This window comes from Rickettsia endosymbiont of Halotydeus destructor (assembly GCF_049278075.1).
Lineage (GTDB): Bacteria > Pseudomonadota > Alphaproteobacteria > Rickettsiales > Rickettsiaceae > Rickettsia.
The window spans coordinates 119,081-133,239 of record NZ_JAPNPB010000002.1 but is presented as its reverse complement, the minus strand read 5'-3'; the positions used below and the strand labels follow the sequence as shown (position 1 = coordinate 133,239).

Genomic DNA, 14,159 nt, shown 5'->3' with positions numbered 1-14,159 from the left:
ACACGCTTTATGCTTCAGAAAAAGACAAAAGCTTTGGTTTGCCTTTTAACTCTGCTATTTTATCCGGTAAATTTAAATAAGCCGCTGTAGCTAACAGTAATGTTAAATGATCTTTAACATCTAGCTCCCCGGTTAGTTCTTCATAAATTTTGGTATGTAATAAATCTGTATATTTTGTAGATATTTCGACTATCTTTAATGAAGGATGAGCTTTAAAAGCATTTTTTAGTATTTTAGTCTTTTTGTTAATATTGATTTTAGGGTTTAAAGTAAAATAAAGCTCTAATATTTCATGGGTTACGCAATTTAAGTTTAAGGCTATTTCTAAATACTCAATTGCGTTTTCAGTTTTATTATTTTCTACCATATTCCTTGCTGCCAATAAATAATATTCAGCAATTTCCGAATTCATAATAATGAGCTTTATTTTGTCAAACCTTGCAAGTTTAGCTACTACAAAAGTAAATTTTCCCCATGATGCAAGTTTTCCGTAGCAATTAATAAGAATAGCTATAACTTCGCTATCATACTCGTTCAGGTTATAGACTTTAGTAGCATAGCTTTCTGCTTCTTGGTAAAAATTTTTATTGTAAAATAATAGAGCAAGTTTTTTAGCAGCAAAAGAATTAAATTGTTTATAAGTTTCCAATTCTTGAAAATGCGTAATTTTCTTACTTATTTCTTCTTCGGTTTCGGCTAAAATCAAAATATGAAATTCTTTGTTTTCTTTTTTGAGATTTAGGATTTTTCGGGCAATAGAGGCGGCTTTATTTTTATTACCTATAATATATTCCGATAACGATCTCACAAGCGAATATTGATTATTATTAATTTTGCGCTCGGTAAAAATATTTTGTATTTGCGTGGGTAGATCAATAATTAATATTAAAATTTTGATGAGGATAAAACTTACTATTAATGCTAATATTTCAAAAGCAAAAAGAGAAAAAAAGGTAGTTTCTATATGATAGTCGTATAAGGTCAAAACAACTCCTGAGTCCCTCTCTTCAACTAAGGAAAAGCCAAGATAGAGAAGTAAAAAGATAATGCATATTATAAGGAGTCGGAACATATAAATACTCAAAAAGTCATGCTGAACTTGTTTCAGAATCTATTAAAAGAGATCCTGAAATAAATTCAGGATGACACAGGATAAATTTTTCTGAATAAAAAAAGTTAATAAAAAACTCTAACTTTTTCATAATATCAACATGTAATTTTTCTTGTTCTTTTTTAGCAGGAGATTTCTTTTCTATTTTTATGAATTTTTCTAACCATAAATATCTATCAGTAGGAAAAACTTTTTCACTATCTTCAATTTTATCAAGTAAATAATTATTATTATAATTATTTAAGTCGGCTAAAATATTTTTTATTTCTGTTGGTAACGATATTATCTCTATTGCTTGTAATTCTTTATTATAGCTTTTATCTTGTAAAAAATTAAATATTAATAGATTTACATTTAATAGGTAACCACGATAACCATTTATATTAAAATCATTTTTTGTAGTAGGGATAGGAGGGGGAATAAATGAATTTACGTAATTTATTAAAGACTTAGTCGAAGAAGATTCCGGCGGTTGTTTAGTATCATCAGCTACAAGGTCGGTAGAGTCCTTTACAGGTAAAATATCTTCCTTATAAGAAGTAATTTTATCACTAAATAATTTAAAAATTTTAGCTCTATCATGATAAAGCATAAAAGCGAGAAGTATAAATATTAATATTATCGCTATAGAAAAAATACTCTTAGTTTTGACTTTCTGCATTGCGGATTAATAAATTTATTATTTTATAAGGATTTTCATCATCACAATAAACCACATTTTTAAAAAAAGGTCTAATTATATTTGCTACTTTTAGGCTAATAGTTATGAATAATGAATTTTGCAGCGATTCTAATAAATTATTTTGTCTTAACAGGTTTAGTAAGGTTTTAGCACTATTTTGTGAGTAGAGTAAAACATAATCAATACAGTCAAATGATGGAGATAGTTTATTTAAATATTTGACCTTATAGATGATTTTCCGCTTTATTTGTGATGGTAAATCGTGGGTGATTTCGTTGGAAGATAAGTATATAGCTTGATTATATAAGTCAGGTGGAAAATATTCAATCAGGTCACCAACGTTTTTCGCCACATATTTTACTATAAAGCCGCTACTCTCTAAAATTATTTTTGAAGATTCCCCAACTACCCAAACATTATAATTACTATCTTTTGACTGCTCTTTAAGGATATGGGCAGCATATTTACTAGTAATAATTATATTAGAATAATCATTTAGAATCTTCGAGGTAAAATTTAAATTTTTATATTCAATTAACGGACAATGTATATAATTAAATTTTAAATTATTAATATTATACCTAGCTATTTCTTCAATAGTTTCCTTATTTCCTTCAGTACTTCTAGTAAGTAAAACAGATTTCATACTACTCATCTTTCAAGAATTGCTCTTTCATTTTATCAGGGATTCGCATGCTCACTTATTAAGTATAAGCTGTGCGTGCTTACCCTTCAAAATAAAATTCAATTCTTGAAATACGAGCAGTATGCACATTTATAAAACTATTCAAATGGTTGGCGGAGAGTAATAGCTGCCGACAAAGTTCCTTCATCCAGATAATCCAATTCGCCGCCGATAGGTATACCGCTTGCCAGGCGGGAAATTTTAGCAGGATAAGATTTTAGATATTCAGTAATAAAATAAGCGGTAGTTTGACCTTCTAAAGTGGAGTTAGTAGCTATAATAACTTCCTCAATATTTTCTTCCTGGCATCTAGTAAGCAACTCGGGTAGCCTTAATACGGAAGGGTTTTGCCTAGCTGTTGCCGATAAATTATGTCCAAGCACATGATACTGACCTTTAAAAATGCCGCTACGCTCCATAGCCCATAACTCTGCAACCGTTTCCACGATAGCGATAACCGATTTATCTCGCACAGGCGACGAGCAAATACGGCAGGTAGTCGTTGTATCCATATTGCCGCAAATATCACATTTTACTATTTTATTCTCAACATTTATTAAATTCGTAATTAATCCTTTCAATCTTATATCTTTGTCTTGTAACAAATATAAAACAATTCGCCTGGCAGATCGTCCGCCAAGACCAGGCAATTTAGAAAAAAGATAAATTAGTTGATCAATTTCGTTGGTATCATCCATATATTTTTAATTTTTTATAACTACCGTACCGGCAATTTTATCATGTAATGCTTGTTTTTGCGAGGAAAAAAGAATCAGCCAAATACCGAAGGGGAAGGTCATATAGCCTAAGAATCTTCTTATTAACTGCCATAATGTCGGTTTTGCAAAAGTTATTGCATCGACTATTTTCATGTGCATAATCATTTTACTTGGTGTTGCGCCCTTATAATACCAAAATCCAACAAAATAAGAGCCGATTACTGTTAAATTAGTTATTAGCATTGAAATATTATAAAAAATATATTTATTAAAATTTCCTAATTTAAGATATGCAAAAAATTCCGGTCTTATTGTAGCAACAAACATATTAGCATAATTATATAACTCAATATTATATTTAATAAAATAATCCTTATAGAAGAAAACCATTAACCAAGAAGAACAAAAATGTAAAATAGGAAATGTTATAAGGGATAATAAAGCTAAATCTAAAGCGGTGCAAAAAATCCGTGGAATTAGTTTAGGATAAATAATTTGTTTTTTCATTGTTAATTATTTTTATTTAATGATAGAGCAATTCTTGAAATCATTTGAGTATACTACTAATATAAATTATAATTTAAAACATTTATTTTAAAATATTAATATGACGCCATTTGAAACATACAGCTTATTATTTATCGATAGTTTCGTCTCTAATCTAGTTATAGGATTTCAGCGAGAACTAATATTCCACTCGATGAAGATGTTTGGAGTTTATAATCCTTTAATGATGCTGCCGGTAGCCGTTAGTGCTTCTATGGCTGCTATTACCGTAAATTATATTTTCGGCAGAATATTACTAAATATTTTTTATTTTTCTCGAAATGAGCAAAATATATTAAGACATAAAAAATTTGCACAATTTTGTTTAAAATATGATGTAATTTTGCTTTCTCTAATGGTTTTTCCTTTCTGGGGTAGTTTTATTTCTTTATTTGCCGGCTTTTTTAGAATAAATTTTTTAAAGTTTTTAAGCGTTGGTTGTGTAGTAAAAGCATGTTATTATGGAATTGTATTGTATATAATATGAAAATTATTAAAATGTCATTCCCGTGAAAACAGGAATCCAGTAATAATAGTCATCCTGAATTTATTTCAGGATCTACTAAAAAAGATGCTGAAACAAGTTCAGCATGACAAAAAAACGTAAATATCATGTACTAAAAATTAATTACTTTAAAAAATATGAAAAAACTAGAAAAAACAAATTCACACCGACAGCACAAAGTAGCAACTTTAATAAACGAAGCTTTAATTGAAATATTAAGACGTGGCCGTATGCTTGATGTGCGGCTTTTTGATTGTCCAATAACAATTACAAAAGTCTTAGTAACGGCTGATTTAAAAATCGCTAATTGTTATTTTTTGCCTTTTAATACTAATTTAAAAGAAGCAGAATTAATAGAAGCTTTAAATAAATCTAAATATGCTATTCGGAATTTTGTAACTCAGAAAATTAATATGAAATTTTCACCGGATATTCGTTTTCATTATGATCATGGTTTTGATAATGCAGCGAAAGTAGAAAAACTATTAAAACAAACGAAAATGACGGAGATTATTGAATAATGCTGCACCCTGCTAAATATTTTTTATATAAGAAAAAGAATAGCGTATCATTATTTTTTAATTTTTTGGCGTTTAGTTTAGTTATTGCTGCTTTTATATTTATATCCTGGGGCTTAAAGGAAATGACCGAGCCGTTAAATACTTTAACGCTCGACCCGGTCTCGCTCGAATATAGTAATTTAATAGCTTACTCTTTTAGAACTGTTTTACGAATGATGATTGCAATGGTCATCTCTTTAATTTTTACTCTTATATATGCAACGCTTGCTGCTAAAAATTCTCGTTTAGAACAAATTTTAATTCCGTTATTAGATATTTTGCAGTCGGTGCCGATTCTAGGCTATATTTCTTTTACCATTACGGCTTTTTTGGCTCTTTTTCCTTCCAGTATTATGGGAGCAGAATGTGCGGCGATATTTGCAATTTTTACTTCGCAGGTCTGGAATATGATTTTTAGCTGTTACCAGTCCTTTAAAACCGTACCGGAAGAATTAAACGATGTGGCGAGTGTTTTTAAAATGTCTGGGTGGCGGAAATTTTGGCAAATAGAAGTGCCTTTTGCCATTCCTTCATTGGCTTGGAATATGGTAATATCCATGTCTAGTAGCTGGTTTTTTGTGGTAGCATCCGAAGTAATTATGGTAGGAAACAACAAAATCACTTTACCCGGTATTGGCTCATATATATATTTAGCAATTGAACAACAAAATACAGCAGCAATATTGTATGCGGTGCTAGCAATGTCGTTAATAATTATACTATATGATCAGCTATTATTACGTCCGCTCATAGTATGGTCGGAAAGATTCCGCTATGAAACATCCACAGGAGCTAAATCAGGTTATTCATGGGTATTAACTATATTTCAACAAAGCATAATTATTAAAAAACTTTTTTCTCCCTTAGCATTTATTGTAAAATTTCTTCTCTATTCTTCTTTATTTAACAGTATTGCCGTAATTAATCCCAAAATTGTAGAAAATAATCATAATAAAGTATGGTTAAATTATTTATGGTATTTGACGTTGATATTTAGTGGTGCAATTACTCTTTTTTATATAGGTTCTTTTTTACAAAATGTTGGTTGGCATGAGATTGTTAAAGTATTTATTTTGGCATCAATTACTTTATTAAGAATCGTAATATTGATAATTCTGGCATCGCTATTTTGGGTGCCTATCGGTATATATATCGGCTTACGTCCTCGGTTAACGGCAATCGTTCAGCCTTTTACTCAATTTTTTGCAGCTTTCCCAGTAAATTTATTATTTCCAATAGTTTTTATTGTCATAACTAAATACGATTTAAATCCTAATATTTGGCTTAGCCCTTTAATGATTGTAGGGACACAGTGGTATATATTATTTAACGTTATAGTCGGAGTGTCGGCTTTGCCGAGTGATCTTAAAGACGTAGCAAAAATTTTAAACGTTAAAGGTTTGGAATGGTGGAAAAAAGTAATATTACCGGCAATAGCTCCTTATTTTATTGTCGGCGCTATTACCGCTTGTGGTGGAGCGTGGAATGCAAGCATCGTTGCCGAGGTTATTAATTTCGGTAATCAGAAAATAGTAGCTAAAGGCCTTGGAAGTTATATAGCAGAAATGACAGTAGCAGCAGATTTTAATAAAATAATCCTAGGAATTGGGGTGATGTCGCTATTTGTCGTGCTGATAAATCGTTTATTTTGGCAACCGATTAACGAATATTCTAATAAGAGATTTCAGTTATTATAAAAATACTCTATGTCATTCCCGCGAAGGCGGGAATCTAGTAATCTAGTCTTTTCTTTGTCATGCTGAACTTGTTTCAGCATCTCTTGAAAAAGATACTGAAATAAATTCAGCATGACTATTTTTTAGCCTGGATTCCCGCTTGCGCGGGAATGACATAGAGTAAAAATTGTCCGGTACTATAGGTTTATGAACTAGATCTAGTAAAATAATAGCAGTATATAATCATAAACTTGGTGCATTCGATTGGATTTGAACCAACGACCTTTGCCTTCGGAGGGCAATGCTCTATCCAGCTGAGCTACGAATGCCTAACAGCGTCATTCAGGAAACTTGACACAAGCGAATTTTTCAGAATTCACCTGTGCTCACGTATATTACAGTGTCCATACATGGTTTGACCCAGTAGTGTACGAACGTTCCCGATGTCATTCCTGCGAAGGCAGGAATCCAGGTTTTTCTTTTTCTATCATTGCGAGAAAACATTTATGCCGACGAAGCAATCTAATTAAATCTAAGAGAGATTGCCACGCTCCCTGCAGTCGCTTGCAATGACTGGTATAAGCTGGATTCCCGTTTTCACGGGAATGACATACTGCTGTTTTTATAGGATCATACAACAATTCGTTCGCAATGAAAGAGTTCCTTATATTAATTTATCGTCTGACCACTCTGGTATTAAAAAATATGTCATGAAGCATTTTTCTGTCTTTATTAAAAAGCATAAAAATAACGTTTATTATAAAACCTATTATTGTTATATTGATAAGGAAAAGAGCAGTGTATCTAAAAAAGACCTCAACAGAATCAAGCCTATGGCCATACATGTCGATTAATTTCATATTTAATAATTGCTTACCGGGAGTAGCTTGTGATTTTGAAGATTCAAAATAAGCAAAATAAAAAGAACCCATAATAAACAAAAAAGGTAGAGAAATATACCAAAAAACAACAGTACCCCAAGCAATATATAAAATAGAAGCCTTTATCGAAAACCACAAGTTTATTAGACTAAACTCTGTTATATTAAATTCTGTTATGTTGACAAAAAAGAATATTAATATAATAAGAGTTATTTCTAAAATTTCAGTGATAAAAATAATTATGAGCTTATCAATTAAAAAAGCAAGGAATCTCCTAAAAATCATAAATTAATCTTTAATTGATTTTTATCGCCTTACTACTCGCGTACCGCAAATCATATCAGGTATGGAGGTTTTTTCTTTGGTAAAAATTATACAAAGTAAATTTATTATTCCTGCTATTCCAAATCCAAATATAATTATTATTAGATATAATAGTAACCTAGAAAAAGACTTTAAAAAATTAATTTTTGTTCCGTTTTTGTTTGTTATTTTTATATTCAATAAGTACTTTCCTGGAGTAGCGTGCATTTTAGAGCTTTCAAATAAGGACCAGTATAAATTATTTGAGTCACAAAGATAAGCCCCAAATCTCCGCCAAGCACCGCAATATGTATAATCGCTCATAAATTAATCTTCAATATGTGGCGGTACTTCAAACGTATGGAACGGCGGAGGTGAAGTAAGAGTCCATTCTAAAGTGTCAGCACCTTCTCCCCATGGATTAGCCGGACATTCTTTACCATATTTTAACGTATAGAAAACAATAAATACGAAATAAAGAGCAGCGCCCATAGAAATAGCGGCGCCTATGGACGATACCATATTCCAGCCAGCAAAAGCCTCAGGGTAGTCGGGTATTCGTCTTGGCATACCGGCAAGTCCTAGAAAATGCTGCGGGAAAAATGTTAGGTTTACTCCAATAAAAGTAACCCAGAAATGGATTTTTCCAAGTATTTCAGGATACTGTTTCCCAGACATTTTACCGAACCAGTAATAAAATCCGGCAAATGCCGTGAATAAAGCACCGAGCGACATCGTATAATGGAAATGTGCCACGACATAATAAGTATCATGTAACACTCTGTCGAGTGCCGAATTTGATAGAATTATACCAGTAACACCGCCGATAGTGAATAATATAATAAATCCTATTGAGAATAACATCGGCGTTGGAAAAGTAAGCGAACCTCCCCACATCGTTGCAATCCAGCTAAATATTTTGATCCCAGTCGGCACGGCAATAATCATTGTGCCGGCGGTGAAATATATTAGAGCATTATACGAAAGCCCAACAGTAAACATGTGATGCGCCCAGACTATAAAGCCAACAAAGCCGATAATAGCCATAGCGGCAACCATACCCTGGTAGCCGAATATCGGTTTGCGAGAGAATGTAGATATAACCTGGCTAACTATTCCGAAGCCGGGCAATACTACTATATATACTTCAGGGTGACCGAAAAACCAAAATAAATGCTGAAATAATACCGGATCGCCGCCGCCGTCAGGTTTGAAAAAGTTAGTACCGAAATTACGATCCGTTAATAACATGGTGATAGCACCGCCAAGTACAGGCATAGCGAGAATTATTAAGAATGCTGTAACTAAAATAGACCAAACGAATAACGGCATTTTAAATAATCCCATACCTGGGGCACGCATATTAAAGATAGTAACGATTAGATTAATTGAGCCGAGAATTGAAGATAGCCCCGTTAAATGCAAGCTGAAAATAGCCATATCCACCGCAGCTCCCGGATGTCCGCTTAAACTACTTAAAGGAGGGTAGAGCGTCCAACCCGTGCCAGGGCCGCCGTCAACAAATGCCGAAAGCATAAGTAATAGAAAAGCAGGAACTAATAGCCAGAAGCTGATATTATTAAGACGGGGAAAAGCCATATCCGGCGCACCTATTAGTAGCGGTACGAAATAATTACCGAAGCCGCCGAACAAAGCCGGCATAATCATAAAAAACACCATAATTACTGCGTGAGCAGTGATCAGTACGTTATATAATTGGAAATCATGATTTAGAAAATGCCCGCCCGGCATAGCCAGCTCTAGCCTAAACAGTAGTGAAAACAACCCCCCGACAATTCCGGCAAAGATCGCAAATATGATATACATAATGCCGATATCCTTGTGATTAGTCGAAAAAAGCCACCTCCGCCAACCGTAAGGGATGTGATGGTCATCGTGATTTAGGTCGTTAGTAGTTATACTCATAATTGTTATTTTGCTTGTGTTAATTTTTTATTTTGTTTGTTCGTGTATAGCAATTATGTCATTCCCGTGCAGGCGGGAATCCAGACCTATCTCTTCCGTCATTGCGAGAAGGCATGTATGCCGACGAAGCAATCTTATGAAATCTAAGAAGGATTGCCGCGTCGCTACGCTCCTCGCAATGACAAATATAAACACTCCTCGTAATGATAAGTATAAATATTTTTCTGGATTCCCGTTTTCGCAGGAATGACATAGAGGCACAAAAATAACATCAAAAATATTGTATCATTTTCCTTAAAAATCAGGAAGATTATATTTAATATTTTGTCTCTTAAGGTTATTTACATATAATTTTAATATCTTCTCAAGCTTTATTTGATCTTTTGGTTTATTTTTAGTTATTATGTAATTTACAAAACTTAAACCTACAAAAGATATAGGTGATTTTTTTAAAAGAGAAATTACTTTCTTTAGCAATTTTGGTATCATAATTGCTATATTATCTAAAAGCGACTCAGCGTATAATAAAAAGCCTTTTGCCATTCAAGATCATTAAGCACATCCGGTTGATTTCTATACTCTTCTTCACTCATTATCATTTTGCCTGGTTTAATTTCTCAATATTCGCTCCGACTATTGCCGAGATATTACGGGTGATTTTATCATAATCCCAATCCCACCATTTAATTTTAAGTAATTGCTCAATTATTTCGTCGGGAAATCTTTGGCGTACTATCTTTGCAGGATTGCCGACAACGATACTATAAGGAGGTACGTCTTTCGTTACAACGGAGCAAGCACCGATAATTGCACCGTTACCTATATTAACTCCGGGCATGATAGTAGAGTTTGTACCAAACCATACATCATTTCCTATAATTGTATCTCTTCTTTTATCAGGAGAAGGCGTATAATTATTCCAATTTTCAAAAATAAAGAAAGGGTAAGTAGAAAACCCGTCCATTGGGTGATTCATATCATCGGTTATAAAATTAGTACCCATAGCGATAGCACAAAATTTACCTATAATCAATTTAACGAAATAAGCTCCTCGAACATTTTTATATTCAAATTTCTCAGGATTATTGGAATCACTATAATAGGTATAATCACCTACTATTATGTTAGGATTATGGATAAAATGTTTTAAGAATATCGTTTCTTTCACTTGTTTAGGAAAAAGATGAGGATAAAGGTTATTGTGGCTAGTCATATGAAAAAGTATTATTCAATATATAATTTTATACTATATTAAGGTTATTTTTTCTGGATTCCCGTTTTCGCAGGAATAACATAGAGGCACGGAAACGACATAGAATATGCTGTATCTATCCACGCAACAATCCTTTCTCATATCTCATTTATCCTTACTCGCGACCCAATTGTCAAAATCCTCTTTGCTGACTACCTCTATAGCAATTGGCATAAAGCCGTGATTAATGCCGCAAAGCTCGGAGCATTGACCGTAATATACACCTTTTTTAGCAATTCTTGTCCATGTTTCGTTAATTCTTCCTGGTACGGCATCTATTTTAAAGCCAAGTGATGGCACGGCAAAACTATGTATTACGTCACCAGCAGTAATGAGAAATCTTACGGTTGCATTTTCAGGTATGATAATGCGATTATCGACGTCTAACAATCTTTTTTGTCCGGCTTTCAAATTCTCGTCAGGGATCATAATACTATCAAATTCTATATTACCCTGATCAGGATATATATAATGCCAATACCATTGATAGCCGACGACTTTAATAGTTATATCAGCTTGCGGTATTTTTTCGGCAAAGCGTAAAATCCTAAAAGACGGTACGGCAATAATAATCAAGATTATTATCGGGATTATGGTCCAAATTATTTCAATCAAAATATTATGAGAAAATTTAGCCGGTACAGGGTTAGCTCTAGCGTTAAATTTAACACATACATAAGCTAGTAAGCCAACAACAAAAAGGACAATAGCGCCGGAGATGAAAAGTAAAAAATTATGAAACCAATTTAATTCTTCCATTAAAGGACTTGCTGGCGGTTGAAATAACATTTGCCAAGGCTGCGGCTCTGAAGCTAAGCAAGTAGTATTGATTAGCAATAGACCAAGAAGTATAACGATGTTTTTCATAATTTGTAGCTGGATATGTCTTTAAGGTTTATGTTTAATATAGTCAATATAAAATGATATGAAGTTTTATTAAAGCAAAAAATTATATAAATTTTTATTGTAATTTGTTTCCTCATAAGTCATATTAGATTTATATGTGAAAATTTTATCTCATAAGATCGGCAATTTTAATGAAAACTACAATACTACCATATAATTTAGATTCTATACTAATAAACCCTGCTATTAGTTCACGCCTAAAAAAAATCCTTAATTACTCGTCGTTATTATTATTTATTGCTTTAGTTGCGTTTGTGTCATCTAGTGTTAATAAATATGTTAATGATACCTTATCGATAAAATTAGTACAAGCAGAGCCTGAAGATTTTCAGGAAAATATTTTCTCACAAACTGTAATAGTTAAGAAGGGAGATACCTTAAAAACTATTCTTACTGCGCAAAATATTCCTAAAGTAGATATAGAAAAAATTGTCAGGTTAGTAAAAAGTGGTAAATTAGAGGCTACACTGAAGATAGGACAGCAAATTAATTTTGAATATGAAACAAAAATTACTGAAAATGCTGAAGAAGATTTAGCTTCTGAAATATCTTTTTTAAATAAAATAACTATTGCGGTCGATAAATTAAAAACTATTGAAGTTATTAGAGAAAACGATGATTTTCTTGTCCAAAATGTAATTATTCCTTTAAATAAAGAGCTTGCTAAATCCTCAATAGTTATTAACTCAAATTTTATGTCGGCTCTTAAAAGCCTTGGTCTGTCAAACAATAGTATAATAGAGCTGATAAACGCTTATGCTTATCAGATAGATTTTCAGCGTCAAATAAAAAGTGGTGATACCGCAACGGTTATAACGGAAAAATATGTAACGGAAGATGGGAAGTTTTCTCATCATGGCAAAATTTTATACGTTTCATTAAATTTGTCAGGTAAGGAATATAATATTTATCGTTATTCACATGATAATATGCAAAATAATCATAGTTTTTTTTCTGAAGACGGTAAAAGCGTAAAAAGAAGTTTACTAAAGACACCGTTAAAACTTATTCGAGTTTCTTCACATTACGGCAATAGAAAACATCCAATTCTTGGTTATACGAAAATGCATAAAGGAGTTGATTTTGCCGCTCCGAAAAACACGCCTATATCTTCTGCCGGTAACGGGGTAATAACAGAAATGCGCTGGAAATCCGGTTATGGAAATTTTGTAAAAATAAAACATAGCGGTACGTTATCTACTGCGTATGCTCATGCTACTAGCTTTGCAAAAAATCTTAAAGTCGGTAGTATAGTAAAACAAGGGCAGGTAATTGCTTACGTCGGAAGTACCGGTAAAGCTACGGGACCGCATTTACATTATGAAGTTGAAATTAATGGCAAAAACGTTAACCCTATGTCGGTTAAAACTACACCAGGCATAGAACTAAATGGCAAGAATCTAGTAAAATTTAACCAGTTTAAGAAAGAAATCAAAACATTAAGCATTAAACTTGATAAAGAATTAAAAATCGATAGCAACGCGGAAGTGTCTTTGTAAGTTTCATGTGTCATACCGTGGTCAGGCCGGCGTTGTTGCATGGCTCGGAAATTATACCAAATTCTCCGATGTCATTCCCGAGAAGGCGGGAATCCAGAAAAAGGTAAAATAATTTAAGCTTTTAGTTGTAAAATTTATAGTGTTTACGCCTTTTAGTTTCTAGATTCCCGCCTTCGCGGGAATGACATCGAGCGCTTTTAAGAGCCATGCAACAACGCTGGTCAAGCCACGACATGACATCGAGACGCTCTACGGCTTGAACGCATTAAACTGATAAATAAAGCTTCTTATCTTCTCTACAATAAAATATAAATATGCCGTTACTTTTAAAATTAAAAAAATTATATTTAACCTTTGCTCGTAGTAGCCGTATAATAATTACTTTAGTAATTATCGACCAAATAACAAAATGGTGGTTTATTAACAATTTAAGGTGGAAACCAGGATTAACGTTAAAGCTCACCTCTTTTTTGGATATGGTATATAGCTGGAATTACGGTATTAGTTTTGGACTAATGCGAAATTATTATCAGTATAGTAACAGTTTTTTTGTAGTAACTAATACAATTATTGTATGTTATTTATATTATATGATGATTCGTTCTACTAGTATTACCGCTTTTGCCAGCTATAGCTTTGTAATTGGCGGCGCTATTGGGAATTTAGTAGATAGATTCGCTCGTGGTGCAGTATTTGATTTTATACATTTCCATTATTACGATTATAGTTTTCCTGTGTTTAATTTAGCTGATTGTTTTATTTCGCTTGGAGTATTTGTCTTAATAAGAGATTTTTATAATAGTAAAAAAATTGTTGAAGAAAAAACAAAGGCTGATTATGATAAAGCACAAATTGAAGCTATGGCAGAAAAAATCCGTCAGGCAGAATATAAAGATACTAATTTTTAA

Annotated in this window: 17 protein-coding genes and 1 tRNA gene; 5 read left to right on the top strand and 13 right to left on the bottom strand. The window is 32.5% G+C overall.

The features are described 5' to 3' along the window. Nucleotides 1-7 precede the first annotated feature (7 nt). The 5 genes from OTR29_RS03020 to OTR29_RS03000 form a co-directional block, all read right to left on the bottom strand. A complete protein-coding gene (locus tag OTR29_RS03020) occupies nucleotides 8-1,072 on the bottom strand; it encodes a tetratricopeptide repeat protein (RefSeq protein WP_422229187.1) in 1,065 nt (354 codons plus the stop codon). A gap of 16 nt (nucleotides 1,073-1,088) precedes the next feature. Next, nucleotides 1,089-1,772, bottom strand: coding sequence for a hypothetical protein (locus OTR29_RS03015; RefSeq protein WP_422229186.1), 684 nt, complete (start codon nucleotides 1,770-1,772; stop codon nucleotides 1,089-1,091). Next, nucleotides 1,753-2,439 (bottom strand): uroporphyrinogen-III synthase, encoded by a 687-nt coding sequence (locus OTR29_RS03010; protein ID WP_422229185.1) that lies wholly within the window; start codon nucleotides 2,437-2,439, stop codon nucleotides 1,753-1,755. The genes OTR29_RS03015 and OTR29_RS03010 overlap by 20 nt, the downstream gene beginning before the upstream one ends. Nucleotides 2,440-2,576: 137 nt before the next feature. After that, complete coding sequence (recR, locus tag OTR29_RS03005; protein WP_422229184.1) at nucleotides 2,577-3,176, bottom strand: recombination mediator RecR; 600 nt, start codon at nucleotides 3,174-3,176, stop codon at nucleotides 2,577-2,579. Between the two features lie 6 nt (nucleotides 3,177-3,182). Beyond that, nucleotides 3,183-3,704 (bottom strand): RDD family protein, encoded by a 522-nt coding sequence (locus tag OTR29_RS03000; protein ID WP_422229183.1) that lies wholly within the window; start codon nucleotides 3,702-3,704, stop codon nucleotides 3,183-3,185. A 100-nt stretch (nucleotides 3,705-3,804) separates the two neighbouring features. On the opposite strand from OTR29_RS03000, the gene OTR29_RS02995 reads away from it, so the two are divergent. The 3 genes from OTR29_RS02995 to OTR29_RS02985 all read left to right on the top strand — a co-directional run bounded on the left by OTR29_RS02995 (nucleotide 3,805) and on the right by OTR29_RS02985 (nucleotide 6,505). Beyond that, nucleotides 3,805-4,230 carry a DedA family protein gene (locus tag OTR29_RS02995; RefSeq protein WP_422229182.1) on the top strand — a complete coding sequence of 142 codons (426 nt, stop codon included), beginning with the start codon at nucleotides 3,805-3,807 and terminating at the stop codon, nucleotides 4,228-4,230. Nucleotides 4,231-4,385: 155 nt separating this feature from the next. Beyond that, nucleotides 4,386-4,769, top strand: a complete 384-nt coding sequence (rbfA, locus tag OTR29_RS02990; RefSeq protein ID WP_422229181.1) for a 30S ribosome-binding factor RbfA — start codon at nucleotides 4,386-4,388, stop codon at nucleotides 4,767-4,769. A gap of 122 nt (nucleotides 4,770-4,891) precedes the next feature. After that, entirely contained in the window at nucleotides 4,892-6,505 is a 1,614-nt protein-coding gene (locus tag OTR29_RS02985; RefSeq protein ID WP_422229180.1) for an ABC transporter permease, read from the top strand. Here the strand turns inward: OTR29_RS02985 and OTR29_RS02980 are convergent. From OTR29_RS02980 to coxB, 8 genes are all read right to left on the bottom strand, one after another. Continuing rightward, nucleotides 6,493-6,618 (bottom strand): hypothetical protein, encoded by a 126-nt coding sequence (locus tag OTR29_RS02980; RefSeq protein WP_422229179.1) that lies wholly within the window; start codon nucleotides 6,616-6,618, stop codon nucleotides 6,493-6,495. The two genes, OTR29_RS02985 and OTR29_RS02980, sit on opposite strands and share 13 nt — an antisense overlap. Before the next feature lie 118 nt (nucleotides 6,619-6,736). Then, nucleotides 6,737-6,813: transfer RNA gene (locus OTR29_RS02975), tRNA-Arg, on the bottom strand. Between the two features lie 345 nt (nucleotides 6,814-7,158). Next, nucleotides 7,159-7,650, bottom strand: a complete 492-nt coding sequence (locus OTR29_RS02970) for an RDD family protein (RefSeq protein ID WP_422229178.1) — start codon at nucleotides 7,648-7,650, stop codon at nucleotides 7,159-7,161. Nucleotides 7,651-7,671: 21 nt separating this feature from the next. Continuing rightward, nucleotides 7,672-7,992 (bottom strand): RDD family protein, encoded by a 321-nt coding sequence (locus tag OTR29_RS02965; RefSeq protein WP_422229177.1) that lies wholly within the window; start codon nucleotides 7,990-7,992, stop codon nucleotides 7,672-7,674. Between the two features lie 3 nt (nucleotides 7,993-7,995). Next, nucleotides 7,996-9,594: a cytochrome c oxidase subunit I gene (gene ctaD, locus OTR29_RS02960; RefSeq protein WP_422229176.1), complete on the bottom strand. Its 1,599-nt coding sequence runs from the start codon at nucleotides 9,592-9,594 to the stop codon at nucleotides 7,996-7,998. A 294-nt stretch (nucleotides 9,595-9,888) separates the two neighbouring features. Next, nucleotides 9,889-10,137, bottom strand: coding sequence for a hypothetical protein (locus tag OTR29_RS02955; protein ID WP_422229175.1), 249 nt, complete (start codon nucleotides 10,135-10,137; stop codon nucleotides 9,889-9,891). 52 nt (nucleotides 10,138-10,189) lie between these two features. Continuing rightward, on the bottom strand, nucleotides 10,190-10,807 hold the full coding sequence (locus OTR29_RS02950; RefSeq protein WP_422229174.1) for a CatB-related O-acetyltransferase: 618 nt from the start codon (nucleotides 10,805-10,807) through the stop codon (nucleotides 10,190-10,192). A 144-nt stretch (nucleotides 10,808-10,951) separates the two neighbouring features. Next, nucleotides 10,952-11,713 carry a cytochrome c oxidase subunit II gene (gene coxB, locus OTR29_RS02945; RefSeq protein ID WP_422229173.1) on the bottom strand — a complete coding sequence of 254 codons (762 nt, stop codon included), beginning with the start codon at nucleotides 11,711-11,713 and terminating at the stop codon, nucleotides 10,952-10,954. A 170-nt stretch (nucleotides 11,714-11,883) separates the two neighbouring features. On the opposite strand from coxB, the gene OTR29_RS02940 reads away from it, so the two are divergent. Together OTR29_RS02940 and lspA are read left to right on the top strand one after the other, a co-directional pair. Then, nucleotides 11,884-13,251, top strand: coding sequence for a M23 family metallopeptidase (locus tag OTR29_RS02940; protein WP_422229172.1), 1,368 nt, complete (start codon nucleotides 11,884-11,886; stop codon nucleotides 13,249-13,251). A gap of 314 nt (nucleotides 13,252-13,565) precedes the next feature. Continuing rightward, a complete protein-coding gene (lspA, locus tag OTR29_RS02935) occupies nucleotides 13,566-14,159 on the top strand; it encodes a signal peptidase II (protein WP_422229171.1) in 594 nt (197 codons plus the stop codon).

What these genes read in the sequence shown, in the direction of transcription:
- OTR29_RS03020 (WP_422229187.1), bottom strand. Translation starts at nt 1,072, where the DNA reads ATGTTCCGACTCCTTATAATATGCATTATCTTTTTACTTCTCTATCTT.
- OTR29_RS03015 (WP_422229186.1), bottom strand. Translation starts at nt 1,772, where the DNA reads ATGCAGAAAGTCAAAACTAAGAGTATTTTTTCTATAGCGATAATATTA.
- OTR29_RS03010 (WP_422229185.1), bottom strand. Translation starts at nt 2,439, where the DNA reads ATGAAATCTGTTTTACTTACTAGAAGTACTGAAGGAAATAAGGAAACT.
- recR (WP_422229184.1), bottom strand. Translation starts at nt 3,176, where the DNA reads ATGGATGATACCAACGAAATTGATCAACTAATTTATCTTTTTTCTAAA.
- OTR29_RS03000 (WP_422229183.1), bottom strand. Translation starts at nt 3,704, where the DNA reads ATGAAAAAACAAATTATTTATCCTAAACTAATTCCACGGATTTTTTGC.
- OTR29_RS02995 (WP_422229182.1), top strand. Translation starts at nt 3,805, where the DNA reads ATGACGCCATTTGAAACATACAGCTTATTATTTATCGATAGTTTCGTC.
- rbfA (WP_422229181.1), top strand. Translation starts at nt 4,386, where the DNA reads ATGAAAAAACTAGAAAAAACAAATTCACACCGACAGCACAAAGTAGCA.
- OTR29_RS02985 (WP_422229180.1), top strand. Translation starts at nt 4,892, where the DNA reads ATGACCGAGCCGTTAAATACTTTAACGCTCGACCCGGTCTCGCTCGAA.
- OTR29_RS02980 (WP_422229179.1), bottom strand. Translation starts at nt 6,618, where the DNA reads ATGCTGAATTTATTTCAGTATCTTTTTCAAGAGATGCTGAAACAAGTT.
- OTR29_RS02970 (WP_422229178.1), bottom strand. Translation starts at nt 7,650, where the DNA reads ATGATTTTTAGGAGATTCCTTGCTTTTTTAATTGATAAGCTCATAATT.
- OTR29_RS02965 (WP_422229177.1), bottom strand. Translation starts at nt 7,992, where the DNA reads ATGAGCGATTATACATATTGCGGTGCTTGGCGGAGATTTGGGGCTTAT.
- ctaD (WP_422229176.1), bottom strand. Translation starts at nt 9,594, where the DNA reads ATGAGTATAACTACTAACGACCTAAATCACGATGACCATCACATCCCT.
- OTR29_RS02955 (WP_422229175.1), bottom strand. Translation starts at nt 10,137, where the DNA reads ATGGCAAAAGGCTTTTTATTATACGCTGAGTCGCTTTTAGATAATATA.
- OTR29_RS02950 (WP_422229174.1), bottom strand. Translation starts at nt 10,807, where the DNA reads ATGACTAGCCACAATAACCTTTATCCTCATCTTTTTCCTAAACAAGTG.
- coxB (WP_422229173.1), bottom strand. Translation starts at nt 11,713, where the DNA reads ATGAAAAACATCGTTATACTTCTTGGTCTATTGCTAATCAATACTACT.
- OTR29_RS02940 (WP_422229172.1), top strand. Translation starts at nt 11,884, where the DNA reads ATGAAAACTACAATACTACCATATAATTTAGATTCTATACTAATAAAC.
- lspA (WP_422229171.1), top strand. Translation starts at nt 13,566, where the DNA reads ATGCCGTTACTTTTAAAATTAAAAAAATTATATTTAACCTTTGCTCGT.